The organism is Sulfitobacter dubius (assembly GCF_027214245.1).
In the GTDB taxonomy this organism is placed as follows: domain Bacteria; phylum Pseudomonadota; class Alphaproteobacteria; order Rhodobacterales; family Rhodobacteraceae; genus Sulfitobacter; species Sulfitobacter dubius_A.
Genome location: NZ_JAPWHM010000011.1, coordinates 38857 through 55012, shown reverse-complemented (window position 1 = coordinate 55012; position 16156 = coordinate 38857). Strand labels below are relative to the sequence as shown.

General features: G+C 61.1%; 18 protein-coding genes. 1 reads left to right on the top strand and 17 read right to left on the bottom strand.

Annotated features, from left to right (window positions below; all coding sequences use genetic code 11):
- Positions 1-43: 43 nt before the first annotated feature.
- Positions 44-319, top strand: coding sequence for a WGR domain-containing protein (locus O4H31_RS18385; protein ID WP_007120621.1), 276 nt, complete (start codon positions 44-46; stop codon positions 317-319).
- Between the two features lie 231 nt (positions 320-550).
- On the opposite strand, the gene O4H31_RS18380 is transcribed toward O4H31_RS18385, so the two are convergent.
- The 17 genes from O4H31_RS18380 to O4H31_RS18300 all read right to left on the bottom strand — a co-directional run bounded on the left by O4H31_RS18380 (position 551) and on the right by O4H31_RS18300 (position 16068).
- Positions 551-838 carry a DCL family protein gene (locus tag O4H31_RS18380; protein ID WP_007120620.1) on the bottom strand — a complete coding sequence of 96 codons (288 nt, stop codon included), beginning with the start codon at positions 836-838 and terminating at the stop codon, positions 551-553.
- Positions 839-856: 18 nt separating this feature from the next.
- Positions 857-3478: a DEAD/DEAH box helicase gene (locus O4H31_RS18375; RefSeq protein WP_084353841.1), complete on the bottom strand. Its 2622-nt coding sequence runs from the start codon at positions 3476-3478 to the stop codon at positions 857-859.
- Positions 3475-4332 (bottom strand): DUF1837 domain-containing protein, encoded by an 858-nt coding sequence (locus O4H31_RS18370; RefSeq protein ID WP_235859527.1) that lies wholly within the window; start codon positions 4330-4332, stop codon positions 3475-3477. The genes O4H31_RS18375 and O4H31_RS18370 overlap by 4 nt, the downstream gene beginning before the upstream one ends.
- Before the next feature lie 348 nt (positions 4333-4680).
- Positions 4681-5676 (bottom strand): P-type DNA transfer ATPase VirB11, encoded by a 996-nt coding sequence (gene virB11 / locus O4H31_RS18365; protein WP_007120616.1) that lies wholly within the window; start codon positions 5674-5676, stop codon positions 4681-4683.
- Between the two features lie 82 nt (positions 5677-5758).
- Positions 5759-7201 (bottom strand): TrbI/VirB10 family protein, encoded by a 1443-nt coding sequence (locus tag O4H31_RS18360; protein WP_007120615.1) that lies wholly within the window; start codon positions 7199-7201, stop codon positions 5759-5761.
- 2 nt (positions 7202-7203) lie between these two features.
- Positions 7204-7926, bottom strand: a complete 723-nt coding sequence (locus tag O4H31_RS18355; protein ID WP_007120614.1) for a TrbG/VirB9 family P-type conjugative transfer protein — start codon at positions 7924-7926, stop codon at positions 7204-7206.
- Between the two features lie 5 nt (positions 7927-7931).
- Positions 7932-8612, bottom strand: coding sequence for a virB8 family protein (locus O4H31_RS18350; RefSeq protein WP_007120613.1), 681 nt, complete (start codon positions 8610-8612; stop codon positions 7932-7934).
- A 17-nt stretch (positions 8613-8629) separates the two neighbouring features.
- Positions 8630-9643, bottom strand: a complete 1014-nt coding sequence (locus O4H31_RS18345) for a type IV secretion system protein (protein WP_007120612.1) — start codon at positions 9641-9643, stop codon at positions 8630-8632.
- Positions 9644-10069 carry a hypothetical protein gene (locus O4H31_RS18340; protein WP_007120611.1) on the bottom strand — a complete coding sequence of 142 codons (426 nt, stop codon included), beginning with the start codon at positions 10067-10069 and terminating at the stop codon, positions 9644-9646.
- Between the two features lie 8 nt (positions 10070-10077).
- Entirely contained in the window at positions 10078-10845 is a 768-nt protein-coding gene (locus tag O4H31_RS18335; RefSeq protein ID WP_007120610.1) for a type IV secretion system protein, read from the bottom strand.
- Entirely contained in the window at positions 10842-11954 is a 1113-nt protein-coding gene (locus O4H31_RS18330) for a lytic transglycosylase domain-containing protein (protein WP_007120609.1), read from the bottom strand. Before O4H31_RS18330 ends, O4H31_RS18335 begins: the two co-directional genes overlap by 4 nt.
- A complete protein-coding gene (locus tag O4H31_RS18325) occupies positions 11951-12160 on the bottom strand; it encodes a hypothetical protein (protein ID WP_007120608.1) in 210 nt (69 codons plus the stop codon). Before O4H31_RS18325 ends, O4H31_RS18330 begins: the two co-directional genes overlap by 4 nt.
- Positions 12157-14550 carry a type IV secretion system protein B4 gene (locus tag O4H31_RS18320; protein WP_007120607.1) on the bottom strand — a complete coding sequence of 798 codons (2394 nt, stop codon included), beginning with the start codon at positions 14548-14550 and terminating at the stop codon, positions 12157-12159. The genes O4H31_RS18325 and O4H31_RS18320 overlap by 4 nt, the downstream gene beginning before the upstream one ends.
- A complete protein-coding gene (locus O4H31_RS18315) occupies positions 14525-14803 on the bottom strand; it encodes a type IV secretion system protein VirB3 (RefSeq protein WP_038070148.1) in 279 nt (92 codons plus the stop codon). The genes O4H31_RS18320 and O4H31_RS18315 overlap by 26 nt, the downstream gene beginning before the upstream one ends.
- Positions 14804-14818: 15 nt before the next feature.
- Positions 14819-15100, bottom strand: a complete 282-nt coding sequence (locus tag O4H31_RS18310) for a TrbC/VirB2 family protein (RefSeq protein WP_007120605.1) — start codon at positions 15098-15100, stop codon at positions 14819-14821.
- Between the two features lie 16 nt (positions 15101-15116).
- Entirely contained in the window at positions 15117-15674 is a 558-nt protein-coding gene (locus O4H31_RS18305) for a lytic transglycosylase domain-containing protein (protein WP_007120604.1), read from the bottom strand.
- Positions 15675-15753: 79 nt separating this feature from the next.
- On the bottom strand, positions 15754-16068 hold the full coding sequence (locus tag O4H31_RS18300) for a hypothetical protein (RefSeq protein ID WP_007120603.1): 315 nt from the start codon (positions 16066-16068) through the stop codon (positions 15754-15756).
- Positions 16069-16156 lie beyond the last annotated feature (88 nt).

Below are 16156 nucleotides of genomic sequence, written 5' to 3'. Positions count from 1 at the left end.
ATGTCTACCTGATATTGTGACACATGAGAAGGGATTGCCCAATATGTTGGATACGATGCAGCAAATGGAAGTGTTCCCGACGACAGTCGATCTCAAGCGGGTCGACCTGTCTATCAACATGCGGCGCTTCTATAGAATGAGTGTTCAACCAGACCTGTTTGGCGGCGCATGCCTCGTGCGGGAATGGGGCCGTATCGGGTTTCGAGGGCAGATGATGATCGAATTTCATGATGACGAGGGCAAGGCTGTCACGGCGCTCATGAAGCTCCATGCTAGCAAAAAGCAGCGAGGGTATAGGGCAGCCGTGGCGCAGAACTAAGATTGAATTTTAGAGAAGAAGATTTCGCATAGCATGTATTTCGCGTTTGTTTTCGGCAACCGGATCCTCCACCTTTCGGCGGTCCAGAATCCGTAGGCAGCTTAAGACCAACCGGGCACCAGTCATGGCTGGATCAGAGCCCAGTGGCAGGTCACCGCACACCAGGAAGAGCATAAACTCGAATACGAGCCAATTAATGAGCGATAGCCGATGGCAGCTCTGTGTTGATGATCAGTAACACGCTCGAAAGGAGAATTTTTCTGTCGTTCCATCGACGCGGTTGACCCAGAAGCAGCGCGTTCCGTAATCCGCCGTTCTTACACTGAAGCTTTCAATTCCCGGGCCGATCTTTTCGGCGGCTTCGGGATGCATATGCATGAGATGCGTTAGTATTTCGGCGTCTTCATTGGTTACCTTGTCACCCAGTTCATATTTGTACAGCATATCCCTAAAAAAGTCGTTTGCGTCTCCTTTCCTCGCGAATGAGAGCGATCCGATCTCTACTGGCTTTGCGGGCATAATCGCTTCCTCTCTACTCTATTCGCTGAATTCGTGGCCCGCTTCCGGATCATCAAGGCCCGATACCTGCAGCGTTTCCCTGACGATAAGGTTAGGCAGGTCCATCCCGGCGAAATTCGGGCCATGCTGATTAATCCAGGCCAGGCAACCTTCCTTGTCCAGATCGTCGCGCGCAATCTTCTCATACAAGGCCACCGCAGACATGCGGGAAAGCCCTAGTTCCATTAATGAGAGAAGCGTGATGCTGGAGACGCCAAACTCAAGCGCTATCCCGATGTCAAAGTCTTCATCAATCAGGTCCTCGCGCTCGGCTTCAGTCAAGAACAGGCGGAGGACATCCATATAGGCGGAAATATACTTCGGTGCCTTGAATCTTGCTGTCTCTTCCACCATGCTCATCGTTTCGCGAATGAGCACTGGAAGCTTGAACGATCTGTTGTTTCGTTGCTGATACTCTATACGCTTCCTGATAATTGCAGCCAAAGACAATCCTTTCAGCCACTCGACAACCACGAGCGCGTGCAGGGGAATGAGACTGTCTGGCAGGAAGACAGGATACAAATTTGCGTTAATCCGTCGCATGACGGTGACGTACCTGTCGTACGCATCGACGCTTTCCGAAGGCGCGAGCAGCAGATTTTCGATATTGCCTTCGTACTTTCGAAAAGCTTCCAGCAAACGCTGCAGGCCCACCGCGCTGACGCCTGGATGTCTTACTAGAACATCCTGCGTAATATTGATCAGCGCCGAAATACCTTCGAGGCTTCTATCGAGTTTCCGGAGCGCATCTGGAGAATGCCGTTTCGCAAATGCGGCATCGGAAAGCGTACCAAGACGAATATATGTATTGAGGAGGTAAGCCCCGACCTGTTCGAATTCTTCGCCTTGCGCAAGATCGGCCAAAGAGTCGATGTTTCTGTTCTCAAGATACGCAGCCAGTTCATCGGTGGAAGATATAACGACGTCAGTTTCTCTCTTGATCGGGTAGCGTGAGCGCTTCGGCACGCCGACGGGCCATGCTTTTTCATCCTTTGGATCGATACAGATAATATTGCCTTGGAATTCGTTTCCCCAGCGACCGGCCCGTCCCGCGAGGTTCCAGAAGTCGTGCGGCTCCATCGGGTTCCCACGGCCCTTCCGGGGACCGCGCACAACGATGGTCCTGCAAGAGAGATTTACTCCTTCAATCAGCGTCGAGGTGCAGGCAAGAAATCTTATCTTGCCGTCGCGGAACAGCCTCTCAACCTCGGTGCGGATGAGAGAGGGCATGTTTCCATAGTGAAAAGCGACACCACGTTCGACCAGCGGCGCGAGCTGATAATTACGGTGGACCCCTTTGCGGGCCAGATCAGCCAGGTCCAGCAATTCCTGATCATCTGTCTTCTCCGAGCCTTCCAACTGGCTGATAAGGAGCGCGACGTCCTCCGCTTCAGCCGCGCCGTTGCAGTAAACCAGTGTGCCGCCGCGACCGCCTGCCGCCGCTGCGATAAACGCCAGCCTTTTTTTCAGGCCCGCAGGCTTGTTTGACAGTTTAAGCGTGCCCAGTGGTATGGGTGAATCGCCCCAGACAAGGTCCAGCGACCACTCCTTGGGCTTCCGAGGCACTTGCTCGGCTAGGATCACGTTCTGCAGAACGGTTGGCATATCGGTATTGACCGACGTTTTCGGCATATCGTTCGGCGCATCCTCAAGCAGTTCTCCGGGATTTTGTGTCGAAGGACTTACAAACACGACCTTCATCATCGGGTTCTGCCGAGACACCCGCTCGATTGCATCCTGCAGTATTACACCACGCTGATTGTCTCCGATCTTGTGCGCTTCATCAACAATGAGAAGGTCTACACTGAAGTCCTCCCCGAGAAGATTGACAAGCAGGTGCAAACGCTCCTGCGTGAATACGAAGACGGCTTTCTTGTCTCCCGTCGTAGATGAGAAATAAACTTCCGTCAGCGGTAGCGACGTGATCTCGATGCCGGTGTCCGACTGACATAGCTCCTTCAGACTGAGTTCAATCTCACTCACCAAAGCCCGGGTTGGGGCAAGGTAAACGGCGATCTTTGTCTTGCTCGTGCGAACGTGATCGAGCAGCCACTGCAAAACGAGGTAAGTTTTTCCGGACGCGGTTGGCGCGGACGCTGAAAGCCAGCCGGCGCCGGAAGAGGCGCCCGCCCATAGTTCTTTCTGAAAATCGTTGACGCCTATCCATTTTCCGCTCGATTCAAGGAGTATCGAGTCCTCGAAACGTCTTCTGTTGGCTTCAAGGCGCATCGACACGCCCAGTCTGCCCTCAAGATCGGGAGCGATCCGGTTTCGCAGTATTGCCAGCTCGACGGACCTGCGATTGGACAGCTTTTCGAGGAGGACAGCCCCCGCATCCCGCACTTCCGGCGAAGTTTCGAGTGTGACGGCAGCGGTTGCGATCCGCAGCGCCGCCTCCTGATGCGTTCGTTCGGTTGATCTGGCCAAAAGGCTTCCGGCCAAAAGAAGCTGCTGCCAGTCAAAGCTCTTCTTTGGGTCAGCGGATTCATGGATTGCGTCCAGATTTGTTATCTCAGTCGCCACTGTGATCTGAGTCAACCTGATAATATCATCACGAAGCGCCTCACCCGACAGCCAATCAAAGAGTTCGGTATCTTTCATTTCTTAATACCCAGCGCCTTAAGGAACGATGCGCGAAACCCATCCGCCGAAGGCACTGGCACACAGAAAAACTGAATGTCGAATTTGTCGAGTTTCTCCACCGATAGTCTGTTCTTTACATTCTTCACCCATTTTTCCATTTCGTCATTCGCCGCCTTCAGGATGTCCTCCCCGATGCCTTTTGCATCATCTTTCGGATAGAAATCCGCATCGAAGGCGATAAGCGCGATCCCGCAATATTCGACCCTGTTCGATAGCGGTGAGGTTCGGTCGAAATATTTCCGGAATGCGGCCGTAAGTTCCGGATCACTGAGATCGGCTTTGTCGCTGAGGAGCACGAGATCCCGCTCGCGATCAGCGCCTTCGTGGTCCGTCTCCACGAGGAAAGGGGCAAGTGATGAAAGGCAATCTCTTATGGCCGCTGTAGGGTCGCCATACACCTTTGACTCGCCCCAGAAAAGTTTGAGAAGGCCGTTTTCGTTTACGGAAGCATAGACGCCGTCCGCACCATGATAGTGCATGTGAGAGTCGGTCTTAAGGTCCATCTTACAGAGCACCTGAGGAACCTTGAGAAAGCGCTCTGCGAGTAGGAAGAGCAGCATCTCGCCGCCTTCGCCAGTATTGGCAAGGTCCGTAAAAGTGCCGATTGCCTCGTGGTGCAGGGCTGCAACCGCGCTTCCGGACTTGAATCTGGCGTCCCGCGCCCGCGCATCATCCAACCGCGATTTCGGGACGGCATAATCGATAATTGAGTTGCGCATAAATTCCGCAAGACGCTCCGGCTTGACGCGTCCGTTCCCATCCACAGTCAGGCAATGACAGTGGAGACGGGCCACGCAATCTTTCAAGAGCACGTCCCGTTTAACAAGCTGGAGATGAACACCCAACTCTTCTGGATCGCCCGAAACTATATTAACCAAATCTTCTGGAAGTACTTGAGTCAGTGGTCGCCTCCTTTCGTTTTAGGGTGGTTGTGCCGACCCCGCTGCTGCTCGCATAGAGAGTATCATACGTAATTCAAATAGTTAGGTTTTTCTTCGCGCTGCGGTCAAAGAAATTGTGCGATACTCCTTCAACGCCCCAAGGTCCGGAGTGTCACCGCTGCCCGTTGATAATACGTCAGCTGTCTCCTTTTGGCGTGAACGCTACACTTCGCCTTGCGGAAGTTCAGTTCAGCGTTGCAAACGGCTGCATCGCGCCGTCTATGTCGGTAGTTTTCTCGACCCCGGCAGATAGAACTCCGTAATCCCCCGCTTCCCCTCGGCCCGCCCGAGCTGGACGATCACATCGATGGATTTCCGGATGTATTCCCGAACCTCGGCAAAGGTCAGTGGTGTGCCGGCCTGCAGCACCATGATCGCCAGTCGATCGATTGCGAGTTCTGCGGTTTCCGCGTGGATGGTGGAAACCGACCCGCCATGGCCGGTGTTGATGGCCTCGAGGTAGGTCAGGGCCTCGGCACCGCGCAGCTCGCCGACGATGATCCGGTCAGGTCGCATACGGAGGGAGGCTTGAAGGAGAGCGTTGGCGCTGCGTTGCGAACCGGCACCGCGGTCGGCAAGGAGGGCGACGGTGTTGGGCTGGCCGGGGAAGAGCTCAAAAGCGTCTTCGATGGTGATCAGCCGCTCGTGCTCGCTCACATGGGTCAGGAGGTGGCGGGCGAACGTGGTCTTCCCGGTCGAGGTGCCGCCGCTGATCAGGACGTTGAGCCGCGCCTCGACCAGAGTCTGCAGCGCGGCCTCAAGGTTCTCCTCCGCTAGACTGGCGATGTTTTTCATCTTCTCCGCGCGGAGGGCGTCGAGCGAGACGGCCTTGCCGAAGAGATAAGCCGGGGCGTAGTCCCTAATGCTGCCAGAGGCGAAGAGGCGAATGGTGATCGAGGCACCGCGATCGATGGCGGGCGGCACGGCGACCTGGACCCGAAGCGGGCGGCCCGCATATTCCACCTTGCCGGAGACGAGGGGGTTCTTTTCAGAGACGCGGGCCTTGGCATCGCCGACGATGGTCTGGGCCATGTTGAGGGCTGTGGTCCGATCCACGGTCTGACCTTCGTGGCGCATGCTGGCATCCCCCGCGACCTCGAGCCAGACCTTGCCGTCGGGGTTGATCGCGATCTCGACCACGTCGTCACGCCGCAGGAGATCGCGGAACGGGTCGAGATAACGCTCGAGGTATGAGGCTGGCGAGGCCTGATCCATCAATTCGGTGATTCCGGTAATATTGAACCTGGTTTCGCTGCCTCTCGCCTGCGGCTCGAACGCGAAACCTGATGCTTCTTTTTCATTGTGAACCGGAACCCCCGTAGATCACCACATCCCGGTCCACGAGCACGGTGACCGAGGCGCCCTGATCGACATAGATCGTCGGCGCGATCGAGACCTGATCGGCGATGACCGACCCGACAGCGTCCTGCAGGTCGCTGCTGACATCGCCCAGGACAATGCTTGTCGTCTCGTTGTTGGCACTCTCCGCCGCCACGGCAGGCGCCGCCCCGATCACGGAAATCAGCGCCGCCCCGCCGAAGCGCTCGGCAAACTTGGTGTCGACGAGACCAGTGAGGCCCGAGCGGCCAAGCTGGTCGCCGCCCACAGCGGCGATTTCCATCGAGGTGCCGTCCGGGGTCAGGACGCGGGTCCAAAGGATCAGGATGCGCTTCTGGTGCATTTCGATCCCGGAGCGGTATTGGCCAAAAAGGCGGGAGCCCCGGGGGATCAGGATCCGGTCTCCGGAAAACGCCAGCACCGGCTCGGAGACCACCGCGACAACGGAGCCGGGCAGATCGCTGTTAATAGCGGTTTGCAGCGCCGCCTGGATGACGGATCCTTGGGTCAGCGTGCGTTCGGGATGGATGAGGCGGGCGGCCTCCTGCACCTCGAGCGGTCGCGCACTCTGCAAGAACTGCTCGTTGCCCGAGAGGGCCGGTCCACTTGCGCCAGCGGCGGCAGGATCGGCCACCGCCGCGCCACTCGCACCACCACGTGGACCGTCCGCATAGACCACGGCGGGGGATTTGATCTGGGCAGTCAGAAGCTCCTCGGCGATGCGTTCGGCCTCGCGCAGACGCTGCTCCTCTTCCTGACGCCGGCGTTGTTCGAGAAGGCGCTGATCGGCGATCACCCCTTCGCGATCGAGCTCGGCCTCAAGCCCCTCGCGCTGCGCCCGTTCGGCATCGAGCATGGCCTGCAGCCCCTCGATGCGAGTCTCGGTCTGGCGTTGGAGGTTTGCCAGCTCGGTTTCCTTTGCGGCGAGCGTTGCTTCGAGCGCGGCCTTTTGCTCGTCGAAGGCCTCGCGCAGGTCCGCGACAGCGGATTGGATTTCCGAGTTGCGGGCAGCCTGGCTGGCGGCGAGGGCTTCGCGGAGCTTGGCGATTTCGGCCAGCACCTCGGCGCTCGGTTCCGGGGCAGGGGCGGCGGGCACGTCGAGCGCTTCCTCGACGGCGATCAGTGCGTCATTGACCCGTTGCTCGGTCTCGTCGGGCGGAAACTTCAGCCGCCCGCCGGAGCCGGGGCGGCGGTCCTGAAAGGTCTCGACATCGGAGGTCTCAAGCGCACTGTCACCTTCCTGCAGACCGGTGGCCAGAAAATACGCGACCCCGGCCCCGCCAAGGGCGAGGGCGGCCGCGAGCGCGCCGACCCCGAGGCTGTTTCCGCGGGGCTTGGACTTGCCGCGCTGGCTGAACTGGTCGAGACGGTCCTGAAGGTCGGGAGGGGTTTGTTCGGCCATGGTCAGTTGCTCACGTAGATGGCGCTCTCGTCGCGCCAGGCGCAGATCGCCTCATCGCCGATACGCAGCGACCAGTAGGTGTTCACCCCAAGCACCCGGACCGTGTTGCCTTGCTGGGTCCAGTTGACCGTGCGCTCACGGCCCTGGTCATCGGCCTTGAAGAGGGCGGGCTGGCGACCGTTTTCCGGGATGACGAAGTAGGTATAGCGCCCGTCGTCATAGATATGGCTGGGGCGGAAATCACCTTCGCCCGAGACGCGGTAGTTGTAGTTGCGGGGCGCCTCAAAGCCTTTGGGCTGGGTAGCCGCCGTCGCTCGACGTTCCTCATCGGGGTAGCGGAAGCGGACTTCGAAGAACATGCCGGTGCGGTTCGGGATCGAGCCTTCGCGCAGGTGGAAGGAATAGGTGCGTCGGTTGGTGATCACCGTCATGTTGGTGGAGGCATTGGCCACATGCGGTTTGATGGTCAGCACATTGCCAAGCTCTGGGATCGGATCGACCTGGAAGCTTTCGGTGTCGCCGACGATCACGGCCTCGAAGCGCTCGCCCGCCCCGAAATGGATCGTGGTCGAATGCCTCAGATCGGTTTCGATCCGATAGACCTGGTTTTCACTATAGACGGCGGTGCGGATGCGGATGTCGAGCGGGCCGCCTTGCGGCGTGGCCTCGGCGTTTGCGGCAACAGGAAGGGCAAGCGCCAGGAAAAGCGCGGGCAGAGATTTCATCTTGGTCAGTTCTCCAGAGTCTCGGCGTCGACGCGGTAGGAGGTCACCACGAAGCCCAAGGGGTTGGCCCAGACGTCCTGAAGGCGCTGGCGGGTTTCAGGTTGGAAGTCATAACCAACGGTAGCGACATAGGACCGGGTGACGGTGCGGGTGTCGCGGGGACGGCGCAGCGTGCGGGTGAAGCGGACCTGGGCCACGCCGCGCTCGATCTGGTTCACGGACTTGATCACCACCTCGATCTTGGCGTCGCGGCCATAGACGGTGATCGGGTAGTCTTCGTTGGTCGAGGACCAGAGATCGCGCAGCGTGCGGGCGGCATCGCCATCGGAACGGTTGAGCACCGAGTTGATACGCTGCTCGCCATCGGTCAGGTCATAGGTTTCCCGATCATCGACATAGGCCACGAGATTGGCCTGGATGATGGCGTCGCTCTCGGAAAGCGTCAGCGCCTGTACGGCGGCGACCCGGTCCATCTCTCCGGTTTCCTTGTCGACCACGACGACGAAGGTCTCGGTCGATTTGAGTGGAAAGAGGCTCGCGCCCGCGACCATGCCGGCAACACCAACCAGCACGCCTGCCGCCGCAACGAACCAGGCGAAACGCTCACGCCGTCTTGGCCCGTAGATGAAATCCGCCTCGAAAGCGTCGCGGTCAGGCGCGGAGGAACTGGTCACAAGCTTCTTCAAAGTCGTCGTCTTTCACATCAGGGTTTGCGGAAGGCCTTGGCGGCGGAGAGAAGCGCGCCGGGGCTTTGCCGGATCAGCTCGCCGGTCTTCACCACACCCGCATTGGCCATCTGGTTCAGCTCATGCGGGGACTTGCCGGTGACGAGGCGCGAGGTTGCGCCCGCGCCATACTCCCGTGTGTTCACGAACCCCTGGCGCGCAAGGCCCGTGAGACCGACGGCATTGGACGCGATGCCGACGACACCGGTGAGATTGGAGGCGATGTAGGGCACCGAGGCCATGATCCCGGCGCTGAGGATCAGAATGACGAGGAAGGGCAGGATCAGGCTGACGGTTTCGACATCGCCCGGATCGGCGGAGGCGTCCCCGATCGCTTCGGCGATGGCGACGATGATGCCCGCGGCGCCTGCTGCGGCGACCGGCATGAGCGCGTAGCCAATGGTGGCGCGGGTCCAGGCCTCGAAGAGGGACTGGGTCGGTTTGAACAGCGAGGTCACGATCATGAAGGGGGCGATGACGATCATCAGCGCGAAGACGATGCGGGCGAAGGCGATGATCCCTGCGGTGACGGCGGCGAAGACGGCGGAGAGGACGAAGAAGATGGCACCCAGAACCGCGCCGAAGACCCAGCCCGCGCGGTCGCCGATCGTATCGCCATAGGCGGTGATGCGGGCGACCATATTGTCGAGGCTCTCATAGACCCCTGCCTCGTCGCCCGAGCCGGTAAGCGCCAGGATCGAGGCGCCCACGGAGTCGGGCACGCGCGTGACGATGTCATAGATGACGCTGAAATTATCCCAACTCTGCGCGAAGATCCCGACCAGGGCCACTTTCATCCCGAAGGCAAACCCGGTTCCGAAGGGCAGGGGGCGGAGCTGCATGACCGCGTTGATCCCGAGGAGCACGACAAGGAGCGTCGCGCCCGCCGAGATGACATTACCGACCGAGGCCGCCGAGGAGATAAAGCCGTCCTGCGCCACGGTGTTCACCGCGGCGTCGACTTGGCCAAGGATGTCGCGAATGACCCCCATTTACTCCGCACAGGCCTCCACAACTTGCGCCTCGAGCGCGTCCGCCTTGGCGTAGAGCTCGAGCACGTTGAAGGGCAGGCGCGGGTTGTCCGAGGTCTGGAACCGGGGCAGGGCGGCAAGCGCCTGATCCCAGGCGAACTGATCCAGCAGGCAGGTGCAGGTTTCCGAAGCGAGCGCCTCTTCGGCAATCAGGATGCGCAAGATCGCGCGGTAGCCATTGCGCAGATAGGCGGTTTCGGCCAGATCGGTAGGGGGTTTCGGAACACGACATTCATCCGTTTGATCCCGCGCGATGGCCATCGAGTTGAAGGGCGTGTCGCCGGAAGGGTTCGTGCTCGGGGTCTGGGCCGACGCAGCATTGTGCAGGATGCTCAAGACAAGGGCGGCGAGACCGAGCGCCCGGCCTGGAGCCAAGCTGCGGGTCATGGTTTGCCTCATGGATCCACCGCCATCGAGCGGAACTTGCGCTCATCCGCGAGGGTCGCGGCATCGACAACGCCAAGCTGGCCGGCACTCACGCCTTGCGCCGCTTCCAGCCGCCAAATCTGGGTCAGGATGATGCCAAGCTCGGCGGTGACGCGGGTGTTGAGATCGACGGCAGCCTTCAGCCCGTCCTGATCGTCGATGAGCCCGACCATGGTCTCGAGCCGCTCAAGGCTTTGGCCCGCTTCTTCGTGGCTTTCCTGTGCCGCGACGGAGAGCATGGCGCTGGCCCCGGCGGAAGCGGCGATGCGGTTATCGGCGGGCTCATCCGAGCCAGAAAGCGTGCTCAGGCGTTCCGAAGTAAACCCGCTGCCCGAAAGCACCCGTTCGACCGAGGCCGAGAGTTCTGCACCCGGATTGAAGCCGCTGAGAAAATCGCCGCTTGCCAGCGATTGTGCGGTATTGAGGGGCGCCACCAGCTTGCCGCGCAGCGCTCGGAATTCTTCGACCGTGGCGAAGAGTTCTCCGAGCCCGCTGCCTTCAATGAGCGAGGTCAGTTGCGCCTCGAGGTTCGTGAGCTGCGAGAGCTGGGTTTCCAGTTCCAGCCGCATTGTGGCGAGCTGCTGCATCTGGACATTCAGGTCCTCGGCCATGTGTTCGAGCTGCGCCACGAGTTGACCAAGCTGCGAGCCATCAAAGGTTGGGACGCCCTGGGCCGTTGCGGGCGAGGTAAACCCGAGTGTGGCGACCGCGGCCACGGTCAGGAGAAGCTGTCTCATTCGGGAACTCCCATCTGCATGAAGTCGCGCTCCGCCAACCGGTCTGCGACGAGGTGCTGCGCATAGACCGCCTCGCGCTGCTGGTTGGCGGCCATCAGCCGGACGCGAAGGTTGAGGATGCGGCCAATCTCGGCCTTGGCGTAGGTGTTGAGTTCCCAGGCCGCCTTGGCATTGGGTTGCGCATCGATCTGCAGGATGATCGCGCGGAGGCGGTTGATCACTTGCTCGGTCGTTGCCGAACTGTCGGCGGCGTAATAGACGCCCGCCTCGGAGATGCTGGCATATTCGGCGAGCGCAAAATCCGAGGGCGAGAGCGTGCCAAGCGCGTCGGCACCGCCCACCACAGCGAGGTATTCGTTGTAGAATTTCGAGATGTTGCGCACATAGCCTTGGGTCTCGGCAAAGGGCGGCACGCCCCCGTATTCGATGACCCGACCCGGCCCCGCGTTATAGGCCGCGAGCGCATGGGGTATGTTGCCGAAGCGGTTGAGCTGGGTGGTGATATAGCGCGCGCCGCCGCGGAGGTTGTCTTTCACGTCATAGCGGTCGACGCCGAGATCGGAGGCGGTGCCAGGCATGAGCTGGGTCAGGCCATAAGCCCCGACCGGGCTTTCAGCGGCGACGTTGAAGCGACTCTCCTGTTTAATCAGAGCCTGGAAGAGGCAGCGCCACTGGGTGGCCGAGAGACCGGCGCGGGCCACACCGGGCGCGCCTGCGAACTCGCCGGCGACCTCGACGATCATCATCTCGACCGTCTCGCGGCCCTCGCCGAAGAGGCGGCTGTTCATCGGGCTTGGATCGGTATTGGGATAGACCGCCGCCACCCCGAAATCCGCATTGCCCTCGAGCGCACGGATGTCGAAGCCAGGCCCGGTAATGGCAGCGGTCATTTCCTCGAGGACGCGCAGCTGGTCGGCCTGCACATCCGCCAGCGTGGACTCGGTCCGATCCTTGTCCTGCTGGACGCTTAGATCCTCGGCCAATGCCCTCACCCGGGCGATGGCGCGACCGATCGCGGAATTGTCCTGTGTCGGCACGCCCTGGGCATGCGCAGGCAGGGCGCTGAGGCCGAGGCAGAGCCCGGCGGATATGATCGCGGCGCGGCTCATTCCGAACGGGGCAGGGGCTCGAAGGTGCAGTCAGGCTTGGCCGTCTCCTGCACCGGTGCGCCCATGGTCGAGAAGGACAGGGCGGACCGCGTCACTTGCGGCTCGCCATTGCGTCCGAAACAGGGCGAGGTTTTCTCGGTGTATTTCTCGCAAGCGGAAAGAAGGCTCGCGGCGGCGCAAAGCGCGAGGAGGGGTTTCGAACTCATATCACATGTCTCCAGAAATCGGGATTGGCGCGCCAATCGGCAGGCACGCGGGCCTCGCCAGTGGCGCCGCCGCCAAGGATGGGAAGGAGGTCGCCAAGTGCGGAGAGATCGGCATCGACGAAGACGCTGTCGCCCGCCGAGCGGATAAGCGCGATGCGCTGGCCGATGGTCGGCTGCACGAGAAGGGCAGCCTCCTTGGCGTTGACGCGGAGAAAATCGTAATCGGAGACGGTGGCGCGATCGTTCGGGAAGAGGATCTGCGTCGGCACCGTCTCGACGATGGTTTTGCCGACGCGGCTGTCGCGCAACTGGCTCGGATACTGCGTCATCATGATGACGACGCAGTTCATCTTGCGAAGCGTCACCAGCCAGTTTTCCAGCCGCGCCCCGAAATACGGATCGTCCAAGAGCTTCCACGCTTCGTCGAGCACGATGATGGTGGGACGGCGGTCTTCGACCACGCGTTCGATCTGGCGGAAGATGTAGGAGAGTACCGCCATGCGCTCGGTCGTCATGTCGAGGATCTCGGTCATATCAAACCCGACGATGTCGCCCGTGAGCTTGAGGCCCGCGCCGCGCTCGGGCTCGTCGAACACCCAGCCATAGCGCCCGCCGGGGGCCCATTCGGCAACGCGGGATTGCAGCTCGCCATCATCATCGAGTGACTGGAACAGGGTCTCGAAACTGGCGAAACGCTGCAGCGCCGCCCCCGCATCGGCGTTCTGGCCGACCGCGCTTTGGATATGGCGGGATTGCTCGCCCGAGAGCGTGCCATTCCGTGTGAGAAGTGTCGCAAGCCAGTCCGAGAGCCAGGCGCGGCCGCGCTCGTCGGTTTCGGTGGCGAGCGGGTTCAGACCTGTCGGCACGCCAGCCCGGATTTCGTTATAGCGCCCGCCGAGGGCGCGCACGGCCATCTCCAGGCCGCGATCCTTGTCGAAGAAGAAAAGCCGTGCGCCGACCCGCTGCGCCTGCGCTGCGAGAAAGGCAGTGGTGAGCGTCTTGCCGGTCCCGGTGCGCCCCAGAACCAGCGTATGGCCAACGGTCGGTTCCTTGCCTGGGGCTCCCGCCTCGTGGAAATTGAAGCGATAACCAGAGGTGCCGACCGTGGGCAGGACCGAAATGGTCTGACCCCAGGGCGACTGATCAGGACCGCGTCCTTCGACGCTACCATGCAGAGCTGCGAAGTCGGCGAAATTGATGGAGGAAATCGGCGTCTTGCGAGCGCGGTAGCCGAAATTGCCGGGGGATTGTGCGAAGTAGGTGGCTTTCAGCGCCATGTTCTCGCGCACGATGACGGACATGATCTCCTGACCCACGCGTTTGATCTGGGCGGCGGCCCGTTCGAGCGTGTCGCGGTCCGGCGCGTAGACCGCGATGGAGAGGTGATGGTCCCCGAAGGCGATGCGTCCTGCCTCCTGGTCGTCGGCAGCCTGGCCCAATTGTTCGCGCAGGGAGACGGCCGCATCGTCGGAGGCCTGCATCTGGCGGATGATGCGCTGGATGCGTTCGGCCATGATGTTGTTCGGGATCGGGCTGAAGGAGTTCGTGAGCACGATGTCGAGCGGCAGGTCGAGCGCGTCGAGCAGCGTCACATCGGTCAATGCCGGGTAGGTCTTCATCGAAAAGAGCGCGCCGTATTTGACCCGCCCAGTCACGGCGTCGGTCAGGGTGACGACGTCGCCGTCGAAGGTCGCGCGGCAATTGCTCAAAATATGTGAAAGAGGCAGAGCGCTTTGTCCGAAGGCTATGGGGGAGAAGCTGCCCGCGTTCAGCGTGTTTAGATAGCCCAGCCATTCACCACCCGTGCGGGTCAGGCGCACAGGGTTGGCCGAAGACAGAGCCACCTCGAAAAAGCCCATGACCTCGTTCAGCTCCTGCAGGCGCGTCGCGCGGTCCTTGACCCAGGCTTTGCGGGCCAGCGTCCGAAGGAATGGAATGCGCGCGGAGATATCGGGGCGCCGGATCACGCTGAGATAGAGTTGGCGCTTGGCCGGGCGCAGGTCTTTCACATGGGCCTGCCAGCGGGCATCTATCGCGGCGGCGAAGCTGTCGCCCTCGATGGGGCGCATCCCCAGATCCTGTGGCACGGAGATGCGGTGGATGTAAAAGCCGAAGGCATTGCCGGTCTGGGCGACGATGGCGGCAACCGCGCGCTTGAGCGCATCGAGCCGTGCGTCTTCGCTGGTCATCGGGTTCAGACCATCAAGGCGCAGGGTCGCCATCAGATCGCCCTCGCGCAGCACCATCACATCGTCATCGGCAAGCGCGAAATACGGCAGGTGATCAGCGAGATAGCTCTCCCGCGCGAACTCCCCGCCGCCAGCCTGAAGCAGAGCGGTTCCGTGAGTGGAAAGTGTGCCCGCATCAAGCGCCAAAGCTGTCGCCTCCATGCAGGGCGCGGTTCTTCGTCGGGCGCACCGAGCCGTAGGAAACGCGCAGGACCTCGAAGAAATGCGGCTCGCGGTCGGCGACGAACCAGAGGATCGGATAGGCGACGAGGCCGATCAGGAAGAAGACCATGGACTTGGTCCAGATGAACGGCAGAACGACCCCGGTCGCCAGCACCACGAGGTATCCGACAGGGAGGCCCAGATACTTGGGCGGTCGGGCGAGGCCCAGAAAAAGGGGGGATCGTTCTGCCAACTCTATTCTCCAACCTCAGGAGAAGCCGTCGACGATGGTGCCGGCCGAGAAGATCAGCACGATCCCGATGATGACCGAGGCGAACCAGCCCCAGTTCAGCCGCCCCATCATGCACATGAAACCAGTGCCGATGACGGCGAGTGTGGCAACCGCGATCCCAATCGGACCGGTCAGCGCGGCCTCGACGGTTTCCAGCATGGTCTGGATCGGCGACAAGTCCTGCGCGAAGGCAGGGCTTGCGAGAGCCGCCAAGGTTGTGGTGGCAGGCAAGAGGCGGCTGAGGCGATGTCGAAGCATGCGAAGTTCCCTTGTTTTACTGAAGATCGATGAGGACCGGCGCGCGGGCTGGAACCCGGTCTGCGACGCGGATGTCCGGCGCGGAAACAGGTGTACCCGCAAGTCGGGACCGGATCCGGTGGATGCGCGCGATGTAGTCGCGGGTCTCGATGAAAGGCGGGATGCCGGAATACTCGACCACCCGGTGCGGTCCGGCATTGTAGGCCGCGAGCGCCAAGTCGATGTCCTTGAACGTTCCGAGTTGTGCGAGCAGATACCGCGCCGCGCCGTCGAGGTTCTGGGAGGGATCGCGCGGATCGACGCCGAGCGCACGGGCAGTATCCGGCATCAGCTGGCCAAGACCATAGGCATCCTTCGGGCTGACGGCGGTCGGGTTGTAGCTGCTTTCAGCCTCGACCAGGGCGCGGAACAGAATTTGCCAGTCGTCCGCATCAAGGCTGACCTGCCGCAGGGCACGGTTCCCCTGGTGGCGGACGGCAGTCGTGCGGATCAGGGAGAGGGTGTCGTCGCGACTGGAAGGCGGCGTGGCGTCCAACGAGGCCAGAACGACCTCGGCTTCAGCGCTATGTTCCAAACCAGCCCAGGCAGGGCGCTCACCGTGAAAGGTCCAGCCCGAAGTCCGGGCTGTGCCGTCGCGGCCGAAGGCGATAACGTCAGCCGCGCTCCTCGAGGGTGATGCTGTAGTCAGGACCAAAGCGCAGATCGCGCCCGTCACCGAACTCGAGATGATGTTTGAAGAGCCCTGGCCATATGTTGAAATACCGCGGCTCAGGCCCGTGCGGGGTGATCCGGGTCGAGACCAGAATGGCTTCCGGCTCACCCTCGCGCAGGTAGATGCACTGGTAGCGCGGCTTGCCATCGTCCGTGAACCCCACGAGTTCATACCGGCAGCGGAACGCGATGCCCTGTTCGGACAGGTCTTTGACACCATCGATGGTGATCAGGATCTGGTTGCGCGCTATCGGCATGTTCGGACTCTCCCCACGAGAGCCCTTCTACTGCACGACACTAAGGCCATAAAGTCATATGGAGTCAATACGACATATTGCAGAAAAA

Coding starts and splice junctions, on each gene's coding strand:
- O4H31_RS18385 (WP_007120621.1), top strand. CDS start 44: ATGTTGGATACGATGCAGCAAATGGAAGTGTTCCCGACGACAGTCGAT.
- O4H31_RS18380 (WP_007120620.1), bottom strand. CDS start 838: ATGCCCGCAAAGCCAGTAGAGATCGGATCGCTCTCATTCGCGAGGAAA.
- O4H31_RS18375 (WP_084353841.1), bottom strand. CDS start 3,478: ATGAAAGATACCGAACTCTTTGATTGGCTGTCGGGTGAGGCGCTTCGT.
- virB11 (WP_007120616.1), bottom strand. CDS start 5,676: ATGGATCAGGCCTCGCCAGCCTCATACCTCGAGCGTTATCTCGACCCG.
- O4H31_RS18360 (WP_007120615.1), bottom strand. CDS start 7,201: ATGGCCGAACAAACCCCTCCCGACCTTCAGGACCGTCTCGACCAGTTC.
- O4H31_RS18355 (WP_007120614.1), bottom strand. CDS start 7,926: ATGAAATCTCTGCCCGCGCTTTTCCTGGCGCTTGCCCTTCCTGTTGCC.
- O4H31_RS18345 (WP_007120612.1), bottom strand. CDS start 9,643: ATGGGGGTCATTCGCGACATCCTTGGCCAAGTCGACGCCGCGGTGAAC.
- O4H31_RS18340 (WP_007120611.1), bottom strand. CDS start 10,069: ATGACCCGCAGCTTGGCTCCAGGCCGGGCGCTCGGTCTCGCCGCCCTT.
- O4H31_RS18335 (WP_007120610.1), bottom strand. CDS start 10,845: ATGAGACAGCTTCTCCTGACCGTGGCCGCGGTCGCCACACTCGGGTTT.
- O4H31_RS18330 (WP_007120609.1), bottom strand. CDS start 11,954: ATGAGCCGCGCCGCGATCATATCCGCCGGGCTCTGCCTCGGCCTCAGC.
- O4H31_RS18325 (WP_007120608.1), bottom strand. CDS start 12,160: ATGAGTTCGAAACCCCTCCTCGCGCTTTGCGCCGCCGCGAGCCTTCTT.
- O4H31_RS18320 (WP_007120607.1), bottom strand. CDS start 14,550: ATGGAGGCGACAGCTTTGGCGCTTGATGCGGGCACACTTTCCACTCAC.
- O4H31_RS18310 (WP_007120605.1), bottom strand. CDS start 15,100: ATGCTTCGACATCGCCTCAGCCGCCTCTTGCCTGCCACCACAACCTTG.
- O4H31_RS18300 (WP_007120603.1), bottom strand. CDS start 16,068: ATGCCGATAGCGCGCAACCAGATCCTGATCACCATCGATGGTGTCAAA.